The 14,658-nt window shown below is 70.5% G+C and carries 13 protein-coding genes, 3 tRNA genes and 1 pseudogene; 7 read left to right on the top strand and 10 right to left on the bottom strand.

Annotated elements, in window-relative coordinates:
• Positions 1 to 17 precede the first annotated feature (17 nt).
• The 4 genes from ACIHEJ_RS14600 to ACIHEJ_RS14585 all read right to left on the bottom strand — a co-directional run bounded on the left by ACIHEJ_RS14600 (position 18) and on the right by ACIHEJ_RS14585 (position 5,790).
• On the bottom strand, positions 18 to 1,946 hold the full coding sequence (locus ACIHEJ_RS14600; protein WP_400135171.1) for an ABC transporter ATP-binding protein: 1,929 nt from the start codon (positions 1,944 to 1,946) through the stop codon (positions 18 to 20).
• Positions 1,946 to 3,679, bottom strand: a complete 1,734-nt coding sequence (locus tag ACIHEJ_RS14595) for an ABC transporter ATP-binding protein (protein WP_400135170.1) — start codon at positions 3,677 to 3,679, stop codon at positions 1,946 to 1,948. Before ACIHEJ_RS14595 ends, ACIHEJ_RS14600 begins: the two co-directional genes overlap by 1 nt.
• Before the next feature lie 278 nt (positions 3,680 to 3,957).
• A complete protein-coding gene (locus ACIHEJ_RS14590; RefSeq protein WP_400135169.1) occupies positions 3,958 to 5,412 on the bottom strand; it encodes an FGGY-family carbohydrate kinase in 1,455 nt (484 codons plus the stop codon).
• A 72-nt stretch (positions 5,413 to 5,484) separates the two neighbouring features.
• Positions 5,485 to 5,790: a YtxH domain-containing protein gene (locus ACIHEJ_RS14585; protein ID WP_400135168.1), complete on the bottom strand. Its 306-nt coding sequence runs from the start codon at positions 5,788 to 5,790 to the stop codon at positions 5,485 to 5,487.
• Between the two features lie 159 nt (positions 5,791 to 5,949).
• Here ACIHEJ_RS14585 and ACIHEJ_RS14580 point away from each other — a divergent pair.
• From ACIHEJ_RS14580 to ACIHEJ_RS14570, 3 genes are all read left to right on the top strand, one after another.
• Positions 5,950 to 6,022: transfer RNA gene (locus tag ACIHEJ_RS14580), tRNA-Asn, on the top strand.
• 6 nt (positions 6,023 to 6,028) lie between these two features.
• Positions 6,029 to 6,101: transfer RNA gene (locus ACIHEJ_RS14575), tRNA-Asn, on the top strand.
• A 188-nt stretch (positions 6,102 to 6,289) separates the two neighbouring features.
• Positions 6,290 to 6,366: transfer RNA gene (locus tag ACIHEJ_RS14570), tRNA-Ile, on the top strand.
• A 312-nt stretch (positions 6,367 to 6,678) separates the two neighbouring features.
• Here ACIHEJ_RS14570 and ACIHEJ_RS14565 read toward each other — a convergent pair.
• From ACIHEJ_RS14565 to ACIHEJ_RS14545, 5 genes and pseudogenes are all read right to left on the bottom strand, one after another.
• Positions 6,679 to 6,867: a Txe/YoeB family addiction module toxin gene (locus ACIHEJ_RS14565; RefSeq protein WP_400135167.1), complete on the bottom strand. Its 189-nt coding sequence runs from the start codon at positions 6,865 to 6,867 to the stop codon at positions 6,679 to 6,681.
• Between the two features lie 321 nt (positions 6,868 to 7,188).
• Positions 7,189 to 8,130, bottom strand: coding sequence for a YihY/virulence factor BrkB family protein (locus ACIHEJ_RS14560; protein WP_400136097.1), 942 nt, complete (start codon positions 8,128 to 8,130; stop codon positions 7,189 to 7,191).
• A 326-nt stretch (positions 8,131 to 8,456) separates the two neighbouring features.
• A complete protein-coding gene (locus tag ACIHEJ_RS14555) occupies positions 8,457 to 8,630 on the bottom strand; it encodes a CsbD family protein (protein ID WP_400135166.1) in 174 nt (57 codons plus the stop codon).
• Between the two features lie 1,048 nt (positions 8,631 to 9,678).
• Positions 9,679 to 9,846 (bottom strand): annotated as a pseudogene (locus tag ACIHEJ_RS14550) (adenylyltransferase/cytidyltransferase family protein); the annotation flags it as partial.
• Positions 9,847 to 10,385: 539 nt separating this feature from the next.
• The gene (locus ACIHEJ_RS14545) at positions 10,386 to 10,748 is read right to left on the bottom strand and encodes a delta-60 repeat domain-containing protein (RefSeq protein WP_400135165.1); all 363 of its coding nucleotides are present in this window, start codon (positions 10,746 to 10,748) and stop codon (positions 10,386 to 10,388) included.
• Positions 10,749 to 10,914: 166 nt separating this feature from the next.
• On the opposite strand from ACIHEJ_RS14545, the gene ACIHEJ_RS14540 reads away from it, so the two are divergent.
• Positions 10,915 to 11,130: a hypothetical protein gene (locus ACIHEJ_RS14540; RefSeq protein WP_400135164.1), complete on the top strand. Its 216-nt coding sequence runs from the start codon at positions 10,915 to 10,917 to the stop codon at positions 11,128 to 11,130.
• 329 nt (positions 11,131 to 11,459) lie between these two features.
• Positions 11,460 to 12,206: a chaplin gene (locus ACIHEJ_RS14535; RefSeq protein ID WP_400135163.1), complete on the top strand. Its 747-nt coding sequence runs from the start codon at positions 11,460 to 11,462 to the stop codon at positions 12,204 to 12,206.
• Positions 12,207 to 12,513: 307 nt separating this feature from the next.
• On the opposite strand, the gene ACIHEJ_RS14530 is transcribed toward ACIHEJ_RS14535, so the two are convergent.
• Positions 12,514 to 13,200 (bottom strand): ANTAR domain-containing response regulator, encoded by a 687-nt coding sequence (locus tag ACIHEJ_RS14530; protein ID WP_400135162.1) that lies wholly within the window; start codon positions 13,198 to 13,200, stop codon positions 12,514 to 12,516.
• A gap of 152 nt (positions 13,201 to 13,352) precedes the next feature.
• On the opposite strand from ACIHEJ_RS14530, the gene ACIHEJ_RS14525 reads away from it, so the two are divergent.
• Together ACIHEJ_RS14525 and ACIHEJ_RS14520 are read left to right on the top strand one after the other, a co-directional pair.
• Entirely contained in the window at positions 13,353 to 13,685 is a 333-nt protein-coding gene (locus tag ACIHEJ_RS14525; RefSeq protein WP_400135161.1) for an STAS domain-containing protein, read from the top strand.
• Positions 13,682 to 14,635, top strand: a complete 954-nt coding sequence (locus ACIHEJ_RS14520) for an anti-sigma factor RsbA family regulatory protein (protein ID WP_400135160.1) — start codon at positions 13,682 to 13,684, stop codon at positions 14,633 to 14,635. The genes ACIHEJ_RS14525 and ACIHEJ_RS14520 overlap by 4 nt, the downstream gene beginning before the upstream one ends.
• The last annotated feature ends 23 nt before the right edge of the window (positions 14,636 to 14,658 follow it).

Here is a 14,658-nt window from a genome sequence, read left to right as displayed (position 1 = left end):
TGAGCGCCCCCGTCATCTCAGTCCACCTCCGCGACGGCCTGCGCGAACTGGGCCTGGTAGAGGCGGGCGTACGCGCCGTCCGCCGCCAACAGCTCCGCGTGCGCGCCCTGTTCCACGATCGAGCCGTTCTCCATGACGAGGATCGTGTCGGCGTCCCGGATCGTCGACAGGCGGTGCGCGATCACGAACGACGTCCGTCCGGCCGCCAGCTTGGCCATCGCCTTCTGGATCAACACCTCCGTACGGGTGTCGACCGAGCTCGTCGCCTCGTCCAGCACCAGGATCGTCGGGTCCGACAGGAACGCCCGCGCGATGGTGATGAGCTGCTTCTCGCCCGCGCTGACCCCGGTGCCCTCGTCGTCGATCACGGTGTCGTAGCCGTCGGGCAGCGTGCGGATGAACCGGTCGGCGTGCGCGGCCCGCGCCGCCTCCTCGATCTCGCCGCGGGTGACCTCCCTGGCCGCCCCGTACGCGATGTTCTCCGCGATCGTGCCGCCGAACAGCCAGGTGTCCTGCAGCACCATCCCGATCCCGGAGCGCAGTTCGTCCCGGGACATCCGGCGGACGTCCACCCCGTCCAGGGTGATCCGGCCGCCCGACACCTCGTAGAACCGCATCAGCAGGTTGACCAGCGTGGTCTTGCCCGCACCGGTCGGGCCGACGATCGCCACCGTGTGCCCGGGCTCGACGGTGAGCGACAGATCCTCGATCAGCGGCTTCTCGGGTTCGTACCGGAACGAGACGTGCTCCAGCCGCACCCGGCCGGTCAGCTCGGCCGGCCGCTCGCCCGGTACCGGGTCCGCCTCCTGCTCCTCCGCGTCCAGGAGTTCGAAGACCCGCTCGGACGAGGCGACACCGGACTGCACCAGGTTCGCCATCGACGCGACCTGCGTCAGCGGCATCGAGAACTGCCGCGAGTACTGGATGAAGGCCTGCACGTCACCGATGGACAGCGCGCCGGACGCGACCCGCAGCCCGCCGACGACCGCCACCAGGACGTAGTTCAGGTTCGACACGAACATCATCAGCGGCTGCATGACGCCGCTGTTGAACTGCGCCCTGAAGGAGGCCTCGTACAGCGCCTCGTTCTGCTCGGCGAACTGCTGCGCCGACTCCTCCTGCCGGCCGAACACCTTCACCAGGGTGTGCCCGGTGTACATCTCCTCCACGTGGGCGTTCAGCTTGCCGGTGGAGCGCCACTGCTGCACGAAGTGCGGCTGCGACCGCTTGCCGACCCGGGTGGCCACGACGAACGACAGCGGCACGGTCACCAGGGCGACCAGCGCCAGGATCCAGGAGACGTAGAACATCATCGCCAGCACGCCGATGATGCTGAGCACCGAGTTGATCAGCTGCCCCATCGACTGCTGGAGCGTCTGCCCGATGTTGTCGATGTCGTTGGTGGCGCGGGACAGCACCTCGCCGCGCTGGCGCTGGTCGAAGTACGACAGCGGCAGCCGCGACAGCTTCGCCTGCACGTCCTGGCGCAGCCGGTACATCGTGCGGTTCACGGCCCGGTTGACCAGCCGGGTCGCCACCGCCATCAGCAGACCGGAGACCAGGAAGATGCCGAGCGCGAGCAGCAGGACGTTCCCGACGGCGGTGAAGTCGATGCCCTTGCCGGGGGTGAAGTCGGTGCTCTTCAGCATGTCCGCGATCCGGCCCTGGCCGTGCGCACGCATCTGCGCGAGCACCTGCTCCTTGGTCGCACCGGCGGGCATCCGCCGGCCGATGATCCCGGAGAACACCAGGTCGGTGGCCTTGCCGAGGATCTTCGGGCCGATCACGTTCAGGGTCACGCTGACGACCACGCACAACAGCAGGCCGTAGATCGTGAGCCGTTCGGGTCGGAACTGGGCGACGAGCCGCTTGCCCGACCCCTTGAAGTCCATCGACCGCTGGTCGGGGCCGCCTCCGGCCATCATGCGTCCCATGGGCCCGGACATCAGGCGGCCTCCGCTTCCGTCAGCTGGGAGAGCACGATCTCCCGGTACGTCTCGTTGGTCACCATCAGCTCCTGGTGCCGGCCGGAGCCGACCACCCTGCCCTCGTCCAGCACGACGATCCGGTCCGCGTCCCGGATGGTCGCCACACGCTGGGCGACGATCACGACGGTCGCCTCGGCGGTCTCCCGGGCGAGCGCGGAGCGCAGGGCCGCGTCGGTGGCGTAGTCGAGCGCGGAGAAGGAGTCGTCGAAGAGGTAGATCTCCGGACGCTGGACGAGCGTGCGGGCGATGGCGAGCCGCTGCCGCTGGCCGCCGGAGACGTTCGTACCGCCCTGCGCGATCGGCGCGTCCAGGCCGCCCTCCAGCTTGCTCACGAAGTCCTTGGCCTGCGCGACCTCCAGCGCGTGCCACAGTTCCTCGTCGGTGGCGTCCGGATTGCCGTAGCGCAGGTTGGTGGCGACCGTGCCCGCGAACAGGTACGGCTTCTGCGGCACCAGCCCGACCGTCCTCGCCAGCAGCACCGGGTCGACCTGCCGGACGTCCTCGCCGTCGACCAGGACCTCGCCCTCGGTGGCGTCGAACAGCCGGGGGACCAGTCCGAGCAGGGTCGACTTGCCGCTGCCGGTGGAGCCGATGACGGCGGTCGTCTCACCCGGCCGGGCCACCAGCTCGATGGACTTCAGCACCGGCTCCTCGGCTCCCGGATAGCGGAAGCCGGCCCCGCGGATCTCCAGGTGCCCGTGCCGGCGCAGCTCGGTGACCGGTGCCGTCGGCGGCACCACGCTCGAGTCGGTCCCGAGGACCTCCTGGATGCGCTCGGCACACACCTCCGCGCGCGGCACCATCATGAACATGAAGGTGGCCATCATCACGGACATCACGATCTGCATCAGATAGGCGAGAAAGGCGGTCAGGTCACCGATCTGCATCCCGCCGCTGTCGATGCGGTGCGCGCCGAACCACACCACCGCGATGGAGGACAGGTTCACCACCGTCATGACCATCGGGAACATCAGCGCGAGCATCCGGCCGGTGGCCAGCTGCATCTCGGTGAGATCGCCGTTGGCCCTCCCGAACCGGCCCTGCTCGTACTCGTCGCGGACGAAGGCGCGGATCACCCGGTTGCCGGTGATCTGCTCGCGCAGCACCCGGTTCACCGTGTCGAGGCGGACCTGCATCGACCGGAACAGCGGCCGCAGCCGGCGCACGATCAGCGTCACGCAGATGCCGAGGACGGGGACGACCGCCACGAGCACGGCCGACAGCGGCACGTCGAGTCCGAGCGCCAGCACGATGCCGCCCACACACATGATGGGCGCCGACACCATCAGGGTGAACGTCATCAGCGCCAGCATCTGGACCTGCTGTACGTCGTTCGTCGTACGCGTGATGAGTGAGGGCGCCCCGAAGTGACCCACCTCACGCGCGGAGAAGGACTGCACCTGACCGAAGACGGCTCCGCGCAGGTCCCGGCCGAGCGCGGAGGCGGTGCGCGCACCGTAGTAGACCGCGCCGATGTTGCACACGACCTGCGCCAGCGAGATGCCGATCATCAGGGCGCCGAAGGACAGGATGTAACCCGTGTCACCCTTCACGACACCGTTGTCGATGATGTGCGCGTTCAGGGTGGGCAGGTAGAGGGTGGCGCAGGTCTGCAGGAACTGCAGCAGCACCAAGAGGGCTATGGGTTTCTTGTAGGGCCTGAGATAGGTCCGCAGAAGTCGTATGAGCACGCTACGTCTCTCGGGTTCGGCGACGGGGCTGGTCGGTTGCCCTTGGCCCCTATCGTCGAACACACCACCGGCGTTACCTCAACCGATTAAGCCGTCCGCATGCACCTTCGGGCCCAGGGGGCTTCGTTCGGATCAGGCCGGGTCCGCGACGCCCGGCCCGGCACCTCGCCGTGTCGTCGGGCCACCCGAGTACGCCCGGTACGCGGGTGATCCTCCGCCGGTGCGATGCACCGCACCGGACGCCGCGGCCCGATCCGACCTGGTCCGAACGAAACCCGCTAGACGCGGAACGCGCCCGGATGGGTCTGCTCCCGCACCGCCGTGAACTGCTGGCGCACCGCCTGGCCCACGGCCAGCTCGTCGCCCGGTTCCAGCACCTGGGCCGCCGCGCCCTGCCAGGCCGGCGGGGTGCGCGGGTCGAGGGTGCCCTGCGACACGCCGAGCGCCCAGGCCGCCTGCCGGGCCGCGCCGATCGCCGCGTAGTCCGCGGGCTGCGGTACGACGACCTGCGCGCCGAACAACGCGGGCGCCGCCGCCTGCACCGCGGGCAGCTCGGCGGCCTGGCCGAGCAGAAAGATCCGCCGCACCTCCACGCCCCGGCCGCGCAGCACGTCCAGCGCGTCGCCGAGCCCGCACAGCATGCCCTCGAACGCGGCCCGCGCCAGGTGCTCCGGCTTCATCGACTCGCGCCTGAGCCCGGCGAGGGTGCCCGCGGTGTGCGGCAGGTTCGGGGTCCGCTCACCCTCCAGGTAGGGCAGCAGGACCAGCCCGTGGGAGCCGGGCGTGGACTTCATCGCCAGCTCGGACAGGCTCTCCAGGTCCGGCAGTCCGAGCAGTTCGGCGGCGCCGCGCAGGGTGCGTACGGCGTTCAGGGTGGTGACGACCGGTAGGTGCATGCCCGTGGCGTCGGCCAAAGAGGTGATCATCCCGGACTGGTCGGCGAGGGCCTCCGGGTGAACGGCCATCACCGATCCGGAGGCACCGAGGGACACGACCGCGTCCCCCAGTCCGAGCCCGAGCCCGAACGCGGCGGCCATGGTCTCGCCGGTCCCCGCGGAGATCAGCAGCCCCTCCGGGGTGGTCCCGGCGGCGTCCGCCGGGCCGATCACCTCGGGGAGCATCGCCTGGTGCCCGAGGGCCAGCTCGACCAGGTCCGGCCGGTAGCCGCCGGTGGCCGCGGACCAGTACCCGGTCCCGGAGGCACCGCCGCGATCCGTGGTCCTTCTCAGGGGCCGCCCCAGCAGCTGCCACACCAGCCAGTCGTGAGCCTGCAGCAGTACGGCCGTGCGCAGGGCGTTCTCGGGCTCGTTCTTGGCGAGCCAGCGCAGCTTGGTGACCGGCTGGGCGGCCTGCGGCACGCATCCCACCGCCTGCGCCCAGGCCTCGCGCCCGCCGAGCGCGTCGACGAGATCGGCCGCCGCGACCTGGGCCCGCTTGTCGCCGCCGACCATGGCCGGGCGCACGGTGTTGCCCTGGGCGTCCAGCGGGATCAGCGCGTTCTGCTGCGAGGACACGCCGATGGCCTGGACGCCCTCCAGCAGACCGCCTCCGGCGGCCTCACCGAGCGAGAGCAACCAGGCCTGGGGGTCGACGTCACTGGGGCGTCCCCCGCCCTCCGATGCCTCGACCGGATGCGGCGCGTACCCCTGTCGGAGCACGGCTCCCGTGTCCGTGTCGCAGACGACGATGCGAGTGAAATCGGGCGAGCTGTCCAACCCGGCGACTATCCCCATGTGGAGAATTTTGCAGCATTCCTGCGCCGGGTTCGGCCGAGGGCGCCGATGGAGGCGGGCACGCCGCTCGCGCTAGGTGTTGCTCGTGCCCCAGTCGTCCTCGGCCGTGCCGTCGACGCTGCGCTCGCGCAGGGACCGGACGCGCTGGGCCACGGAGGCGGGGACGCGGTCGCCGACCTTGTCGCTCACCGTGTGGAACGCCTTGCCGGCGTACTGACGGCTCTGCTGGGCGGCCGTCTCCGCGGTGTTGCGCACGGCGGGGTTCTGCGCGATCTGGCGAGCGGACTTCTTCAGCTGTTCGTAGCGCTCGCGTCCGGCCCTCGTGCCGAGTACGTAACCGAGGGCCAGTCCGGCGACGAACGTGAGCCGGTAGCGCATGGCTGCCACCCTTCCCTTGCCTGGGTCTGCTGGTGCGACGTGGGCACCGGGGGTACCGATTGGCGGAGCACCCCCCTGCTTGCGCTAATGTATGTGTCGCAGCGAGCGCCCGCCCCCTGGCGAATACCCAGGTAGGTGCGTTCGATGCAGACGAGGCGATCCTCCGTAGCTCAATTGGCAGAGCAGCCGGCTGTTAACCGGCAGGTTACTGGTTCGAGTCCAGTCGGGGGAGCTTCGGTCCTCCGTAGCTCAATTGGCAGAGCAGCCGGCTGTTAACCGGCAGGTTACTGGTTCGAGTCCAGTCGGGGGAGCACGCCGAACGAGGACCCCTCCGGGGTCCTTTTTCATGTCCGGTTTCATGTCCGGGGGAACCATGGCGCTCGCGCCGGAGTCCTCAAGGTCATGAGCAGTGCCGAAGCCGACCATCCGAGGCAGGAGATCGTATGAGCGGCTATGCTGCGGCAGACGGCGCGCACACTTGTACGCGACACGCCGTTACGGGGCGGTAGCTCAGCCGGTTAGAGCAGCGGACTCATAATCCGTCGGCCGTGGGTTCGAGTCCCACCCGCCCCACCAGGCATCGCAGATGCAGAAGCGTTTCTAACTGCGGAAACGTATGAAGGAGGGCCGCCATGCCAGCGTGGCGGCCCCCGTTCACCCGCTCAGGCCAAGGTCCAGGGGACACCCAGGGGACGTGGTTCGGGCTACATGCGAGGCATAGCCGAAATTGGCCGTATCGCCTGACCGGCGTTGTGGAGGCAAGGCGTTGAGCGAGGTCTCGTCTCTGTGCTGCCTCTTTCTTGCGCCGAGGCGCCGCAGCTCTTCGAGTATCGGCTCCCACAGCGGGGTTGGTGCCCCTCGAAGGGGGGCCGCGTTCTTCGGACCGTGTCAGTAGTGGTACCGAGCCTGAACGATGATCAACTCGTCGTCGGTCGGCTTGTACACGAGCCGGTGTGTGTCGTCGATTCTCCGGGACCAGTAGCCCGACAGGTCCCCCTTCAGGGGCTCCGGCTTGCCGATGCCCTTGAAGGGGTCGCGCGTGGTGTCGTCGATCAGCTCGTTGATGCGCTTGACCATCTTGCGGTCGTTCTCGGCCCATGGGCGTCGTCGTATTCGGCGGTGCCCTGGTCGGCCGGCTGCTGCACGAGGAGCTCCCACACGTGGAACGTGCACTGAAACGGCGAGGATGAGACGGCAACCTCGGAGCCCGGAGCTGCTCACGCCCGGACGCCCGGCGCCGGTGAACCGTGCGCCTGATCAGCGTGTATCAGACCGCATCCTCGCGTGGACGACGGCGAGCAGTAGCGTTCGGCCGACGTGTCATCGAGGACCGGTCTGGCGCGCGCGGTATGACCCCGGCACCGGTCGTTGCAGGGGCGGGTCGGTGGCCGCTCGGTATCAGGGCCTGCGCGGTGTTGTTGGTGGACCGCCGCCTTCCGCTGCCCGCTGGGGTTCGTCGGTCACTGCGGGTCCGGTCCCGGGACCCGCGGCTGTTTCGCCGGACTGCACCGCCGCCGCTGTCGCCGTCCAGGCGGTGCAGTACAGCAGCAGCCTGGCCATGAGGTTGATCCACAGCACGACGGCGACCGGGACGGCGAAGGCGCCGTACATGCTCTTTCCCGCGACGCCCTGGAAATAGCCGGTCAGCAGCAGCTTGAGCAGTTCGAAGCCGACCGCACCGATCAGGCCGGCGACCACGACCGCACGTCGGCCGGGATGCACCCGCGGCAGCCGGGTGAGCAGGTAGACCAGGAGCAGGAAGTCGACGAGCAGGGCAATGGCCAAGCCGGCGAAGAACAGCAGCACCCGTCCCGCCCCGCCCTCGATCCCGACCTTGTCGGCTGCCCAGCCGACCGCGCTGTTCGCGAACACCGAACTGCCCATCGCGACCAGCCCGACCACTCCGAGACCGACCAGCACCCCGGTGTCCTTGATCCTGAGCAGGATCGGATTTCCCGGGTCCTGCTCCTTTTCCCAGACTGCGCGCAGGCACCCGCGAAGGGCGCCGACCCAGTTGATGCCGATCACGAGCAGCAGCGCGCCCGCGATGAGCCCGACGGTTCCGGCGTGCGCGACGAGGCCCTTCAGGTTCAGCAGGTTGGAAAGGCCCGGCGCCTGGCCGGCAATCTTGTCCTCAAGCTCGCTGAGCTGGTCCTTGCTCAGCAGCTTGGCGCCGATCGCCGCGCCCGCAGTGATCAGCGGAAAGAGTGCGACGAAACTGATGTAGGTGATGGCAGCGGCGAGCCGGGCCCAGTGGGTCTCGGCCAGCCGCTCGTACGCCCGCCACACGTGCGTACGCATCAGCCGTGCGATACCAGGAAGCCTTGTCAGCCAGTCCATGGTGAACACCTACTCTCAGCGTACCCACGGCGGGGGAAGAGGCATGTGGCGGCGAAACCCGCTATTCCGTGCCGAGATCGCTTGGCCGCCAGCCCAGAACAGGGCATTCGCGGTGACCGACTTGCTTGCACGGCGAATCCGTTGGAGGCCCGGGTTGCCGGCGGAAACCCTGATCTCCCCGGTGGTGGAAACGATCACCCACCCACGGGCGGACACCAAAACTCCCCGCAGACAGCAAAAGTCCCCACTCTGCAGGGCTTCCACCCCTGGCGGAACGGCACAACTGGAACCATCGACCCGTACTTCGCTGGGCCGGGGTGGAGTGCTCAGTGCTTGAAGACGTCCTTGATCTTCGCTCCGGCCTGCTTGATGTTGCCCTTGACTTGGTCTCCGTGGCCTTCGGCCTGCAGGCGCCGACTGCCGGTGGCGCGACCGGCCGTCTTCTTGGCGCCGCCTTTCATCGCTTCGGCTTTGTGCGCGATCTTCTTCGAAATACTCATGGGTTACCACCCGGGGTGAGTAGTCTGCTGGGGCTCGGTGGCAGGAAGATCCGTGGCGCTGGCCGGCCACCGATCTGCGCGCGGGGGCGGTCTACCGGGGGGCGGATCGATGCCCGCACAAGTGCAGTCTGCTCCGACGACCGCCGTCCGGGGCGGGAGCGCGATCGCCGTGGGGTGAGTCCCCCTGCGCGTTCGTGTCCTCCGCGCGGGCGGGCTCGCGTTGGTCGCTGCCCGAACAGGCCCGCCGCCCCGATGATGATGCCGTACAGGAACGGCATGCCGGTGGAGCCGGTCATGCCGTGGCCCAATACCGAGAACCCGCCGTTGAGTTCGTGCCCGCTGCCGCGGTTGGTGAGAACACCGGCCACGCCGACGACTACCACGGCGATCAAGACGATGAGTCCGAGAACGGCGATCATGACCCGCTCCAAGGATCTACCTGCTTCCCCCACGGTAGAACCGCACCGTCCACGAAGCCATCGCGGCAGGATTCCCCGGCGATGGCCACCTAGAAGATCGAGCGGTGTCGCGGTCGTTGGTCTCCACCGAGTGAGCCGCCGGTCACAAAACGAGAATGATCACCGATCCCGTATCCGAGCGGGAACTGGCGGGTTCATTCCTCCCGAGTCCCTGCTACGGCGACCTGCGCCGTTTGCCTTGCAGCACCCTGTTCGGCATCGGCCGCAAGGCCCCCTGGGGCGCGTAGGGGACACGCAGGGGACGGAAGGACCAGGAAGGATCAGGAGGGCCAGCGCAGAGCCAGAATGGCAAAGAGCCCCTGACCTGCGGTTATAGGAGGATCTGGGCAAGAGTGGGGACGGACCGGAAGATCAGAGAAGGACTCATAATCCGTCGGCCGTGGGTTCGAGTCCCACCCGCCCCACCCGGCACCGCAGGCGCAGAAACGATGGGACCTGTGGTGATGCAAGGACGGTGGTCGGCACGCCGAGGCGGCGGCCACCGTTCACGCGTCCGGACCAGGTCCGGCCCACCTTCCGGTCACGAGCTCTGGCCGGCCCTGCTGAGCGCCGTCCGGTCCGGCTGGTGCGAGGGGCACGACCGGCCGTCCGCCCTTCAGCTGCAGCACCTGCTCGTCGGCGACGACGCCCGCGACGAGGTGGTCGCACTGTTCCCGGGCGCGGCGCGGGATGTTGAGGTGCCCGACGTGGAAGAGGTCGAAGACGCCCGGCGCGTACCCGATGCGGTGTCTCCTCATGACTGACCCGGCTTTCGCGCGTCGGCTGTCGTGGTGACCATGAAGAGGTGGCGGCCGGGCCGACGTGCGTCTGCCGTCGGTCACCGTGACCGTCCACCGGTGGCTGGAGCCGGGGGCCACCGAGTCGGTGTGGCTCCTCGACGGGCGGTCCCAGGGGGCGGAGCGCTGCTCCAGCGTGGCCACGCTTGCCGTCACGGTGGATCCGGTGCGTCAGCACCGCGGCGTCCCGGTCCCAGGCGGCCCGCCGGCCGAGCGTGACGGTGCCGGCGCGGGTGCCGGTGAGCGAGAGGACGTGAGGGCCCTCGACCGGGGCGTCGGCGGTGGTCCCGAAGCGGGTCAGGAACTGCTGCGGCTCGCGGTTGGCCTTGGTGAACCCACCGCCCACCCGGAGGACTCCGCGGGCCCCGCCATGGTCCGCGGGCCGAGCCCCTCGCCGCGGCCGTCGCCGTCGTCAAGCCGCCCGGTGTCTCGTGGCGGTCGTGGGCGTGGGTTCCGCTGTAGAGGACGGCAGTCGTCCTTCCACGGCATCCGGTCGTCGGTCAGCCGGCCGGCGACCCGTCCGTCGAAGCGGCCGGTGTCGTCACCCTCGGCGCCCGGACACAAGGCGGAGCCGTCGCGGGCCGGCGACTGCACGTGGGAGTCCACCGGAACCCACCCGGGATACGAGAGACGGTGGCGCCGGTCCGCGGGTCCAGGGCGGCCAGCGCGTTGTCGGTGACCCCGTTGACCTCGCCGAACTCGCCGCCGACCAGCAGTTTTCCCTGGTCGGGTGCCGCCAGGAGGGCGTGGACCGATCCCTCCACCGCCGCCTGGAACGGCAGCAGCTTCCCGGTGCGGGTGAAGGCCGCGGCGTACTTCCTGGGCCGGCCGTCGGCGGTCTCGAAGTCGCCGCCCAGGTACACCGTGCTCCCCGTGGCGTCTGTGGGTCGACCGCGTCGGACACGCCCGTACGGTCGACCGTGTCGAAGGAGCCGCCGACGTACAGCCACCTTGTCGTCGGCCGACGCCTTCATCACCCGTACGGCTTTTGCCGCCCGTGAAGGAGTGTTGCACGGCAGGAGTTCGCCGGTGACGGCGTCGAACGCGGCGAAGTTCTTGCGCGCGACCTCCTTCTCGCCCGGCCGCGCGCCCGGCGGGCGGACGCTGTCGAAGGTGCCGCCGACGTACACGACGCCGCCCGCGGTCGCGCTCGACCAGACGATGCCGTCCGTCTGCCGGATCGCCAAGGGGGCTGCGGTGAAGCGGGGCGGCCGCTGGCCGGTGAACCCGCCGCTGTGGTGGTGAGCGAAGCGGTCGTGAGGACCACCGTGGCGGAGGCCTTGAGGGCGGTTCTCGCGGTGAGGTGGCGCAGGCGCATGGGACGTCCCGGATAGGGCGGCCCGAGCCGCGGGCGAGGGCGGGCAACGGGGTGGGGGGAGGGGCAACGCTGCCATATTTACTGCCTTCATTCTGTCTTATGGAGTGTTTCAGCCATATATGGATGTCATTTCGGGTGTGCCGAGGTGGGGTTGAGTAATGGCGCGAAAGGCTGATGCACCAGAACGTCGGCGGCTCAGCAGCGTTGTGCTGGTGCGGGCGAGCGCCCGCGACCAAGTCTGGAAGGCAGGGAACCTATGAAACGGGTTACCCGACACAGCGCGTTCGCCGTCATCGCCGCGACCGGCGCGATGGCCGTGGCGGTGCCGGCGTACGCCGACGCGACGGCGGACGGCTCCACAGCGGGCTCCCCGGGGCTGATCTCCGGCAACGGCATTCAGTTGCCGGTGCACGTCCCCGTGAACGTCTGCGGGAACACGGTGAATGTGGTGGGGCTGTTGAACCCGGCGATGGGCAACGGCTGTGCCAACGGCGGCGCCGGGACGTCCGGGGGCACCACGGCACAGAACACCGAGGGGGCACAGGCGGTCGGCAACGCCGACAACTCCCCGGGAGTCGTCTCGGGCAACGAGATCCAGGTGCCCGTCCATCTGCCGGTGAACGTCAGCGGAAACTCGGGGAACGTGGTCGGCATCGCCAACCCCGTATTCGGCAACACCTCCGTCAACGGTTCGGTGGACCAGCCGGAGCAGCCGACTCCGCCCCGGTCCGAGCCGCCGACGCCGACCGTGCCGCCGACGCCGACCGTGCCGCCGGCCTCCGTGCCGCCGACGCCGACCGTGCCGCCGGCCTCCGTGCCGCCGGCTCCGCCCCGGGGCCATGTCCCCCCGGCGCCCGCGCACGTCACCCCGGAGCAGCCCACCGCCCCGGTGCTCGCCCAGACCGGTGCGGAGGGTGCCCTGCCCGCCGCCGCCGCGGGTGCGGCGCTGCTCCTCGGCGGGGCGGTGCTCTACCGGGGCTTCCGCACCAGGAAGGTCCGCTGACACAGCGGACGGCGGAGCGATCCGGAAGGCCTCCCCGGGGTCACTCCCCGGGGAGGCCTTCCCGTTCCCGGCCGGTCAGGGCCCGGCTGACCGGTGCCAACGCGGTCGGCTCCACCACGACTTGAGCCGACCGCGCTTGAACGGCCGCCGTGCTGGGCACGCACCTCCTACCGGCGTCCACCGCCGGACACCACCGGCAGGAGGAGGGCGTCATGGACCGTCGGATCCGAGTACGTGTCAGCCGGCGACCCGCCGCGCCGCGCGAGCAGGAGATCGACCGCAGGACGCCCTCGGGGCGCGCCCTGCCCTACTGACCCCCGCGGGCGTGGCGGGCCGCCGCCGCGCGCAGCGCCGCACGCACCGGCTCGGGCGGGGCCGGGCCGCCCGGTGCCGCGCTCCGCGTCACTGCGGCCGCGACCTGCCGCAGCTTGGTGTTGGACCGCTGGGACGCCTCCCGCAGCATCTCCCAGGCCTCGTCCGGGGTGCAGGAGTGCGCGGCCATCAGGATGCCGCGGGCCTGGTCGATCAGCGGCCGCGAGTCGAGCGCGTGCCGCAGCTGCTCGATCTCCAGACGCAACAGCTCCAGCTGTTCTGCGCGTTCACGGGCCACCGCGGAGGCGGTCCGGGCCGGCACGTCGGCGGGTATCCCCGTACGCAGCGGATCCTCGGCGTCCAGGCCCACCAGCTCCAGGACCCGGCGCGGCTGACCTTGCCAGCCGGTGGCCGAGACGGGCACCCCGTGCTGCCGGCCGTACGCGCCGAGCACGTCCAGGAACGTCAGGCCCGCCGTGTCCATGAAGGACACCTCCGACACGTCCAGCACGACCTGGCCGACACCCGCCGGAAGCGCGGACAGGGCCCCGGCGACGGTGTCCGTGCAGCCGTGGACCAGCTCTCCGCGCGCCGTCAGCAGGGCCCGGTCCCCCTCGGTCCGGCCGTCGACGGCCAGGGTGTCCAGACGCCCGGTGTGCGCCGCGCGTGCCGCAGAGCCCATGTCTCCCCCTGTCCGCTGCTCGGAGTCCACGCCGGTGCGCCTGCCCCCGGGCACCAGGGCCTACACCCGCTCGGCCTTCCGGAGCCGATCGCCTCCGTGACAGAGATGTCGCTGCCATACTGGGCACTCGTGATGTGCGGTAGGGAGAAGGTGTGAGCGGACCCGAGCCGGTGGAGCCGCGGCTCGTCCTGTCCCCGCTGGCCGGGCGGACCGGACTGCGGGCGGCGGGCGAGGTCAGTCTGTCCACGCGCGGCATCTGGGAGCGCGCGCTGGAGCGAGCCGTTCGCGAGGGCGAGGATGTGTACTTCTTGGAACTTTCCGGGCTGACCTTCGTCGACGTCGCGGGCGCCGATGCCCTCGCCGCCACCGCCCGGCGGTTCGGCGACCGGCGGCGGCTGGTGCTGCACCGCCCGCCGCCCCCCCTGCCCCGCATACTGGACCTGCTCTGGCCGGGACTCCCGGCGATCGAGGTGTCGACGTCATGACCGCGACGGACGGGCTCATCGACCCCTTCGTCCATCCCGCGCTGTTCTACGCGGACGCGCGAGAGTACCTGGACGGTACCGTCCCCTTCGTCAGGAACGCCCTGGCGGCCGGCGAGCCGGTCGCGGTCGCCGTGCCGGGCGAGAACCTGCGGCTGATCCAGGACGAGCTGGGCGCCGACGGCGACGCCGTACGGTTCCTGGACATGCGGGAGGCCGGACGCAACCCCGGCCGGATCATCCCCGGCGTGCTGCGCGCCTTCGCCGACGCCCAGCCGCCCGGCCGGCGCGCCCACATCATCGGCGAGCCGGTCTGGGCGGGCCGCAGCCCCGCCGAGTACGCGGCCTGCGCCCAGCACGAGGCTCTGATCAACGCGGCGTTCCGGGGCCGCGAGGTGACGATCCTGTGTCCCTACGACACCGCCCGCCTCGACGAGCGAGCGCTGGCCGACGCCCACGCCACCCACCCTGTCGTCATCCCGGCCGGCACGGGCGGGCAGCGCCCCAGCCCGGCCTACGACCCCGAGGGCGTCGTCTCCCGCTACAACGAGCCGCTGCCGGCCGCCTCCGACACCGGCCCGGACGTGCTCAGCCTGCCCTTCGCCGAGGGCTCCCTCTCCGCCGTACGGCACCTGGCCACCGACCACGGCTCCCGGCTCGGCCTGACCGGCCAGGGCCTGGAGAACCTGGCGCTGATCACCGCCGAGCTGACCACGAACAGCGTCGTCCACGGCGGCGGCACCGGCACCCTCACGGTGTGGCCCGAGGGCGGGCACGTGCTGTGCGAGGTGCGGGACAAGGGCTGCCTGGCCGACCCGCTGGCCGGCCGCCGGCCCGCCTCCCGGGACCAGCGCGGCGGCCGCGGTCTGCTGCTGGTCAACCTGGTGGCCGACCTGGTCCGCGTCCACACCGGCCCCGACGGCACGACGATCCGCTGCTACCTGGCCCGCTGAGCCCGCCGGACGACGGAGAGGCT

It is taken from the genome of Streptomyces sp. NPDC052301 (assembly GCF_044593395.1).
Classification (GTDB): Bacteria; Actinomycetota; Actinomycetes; order Streptomycetales; family Streptomycetaceae; genus Streptomyces.
The sequence above is the reverse complement of the archived record's forward strand: the minus strand, read 5'-3'. Positions and strand labels throughout refer to the sequence as shown.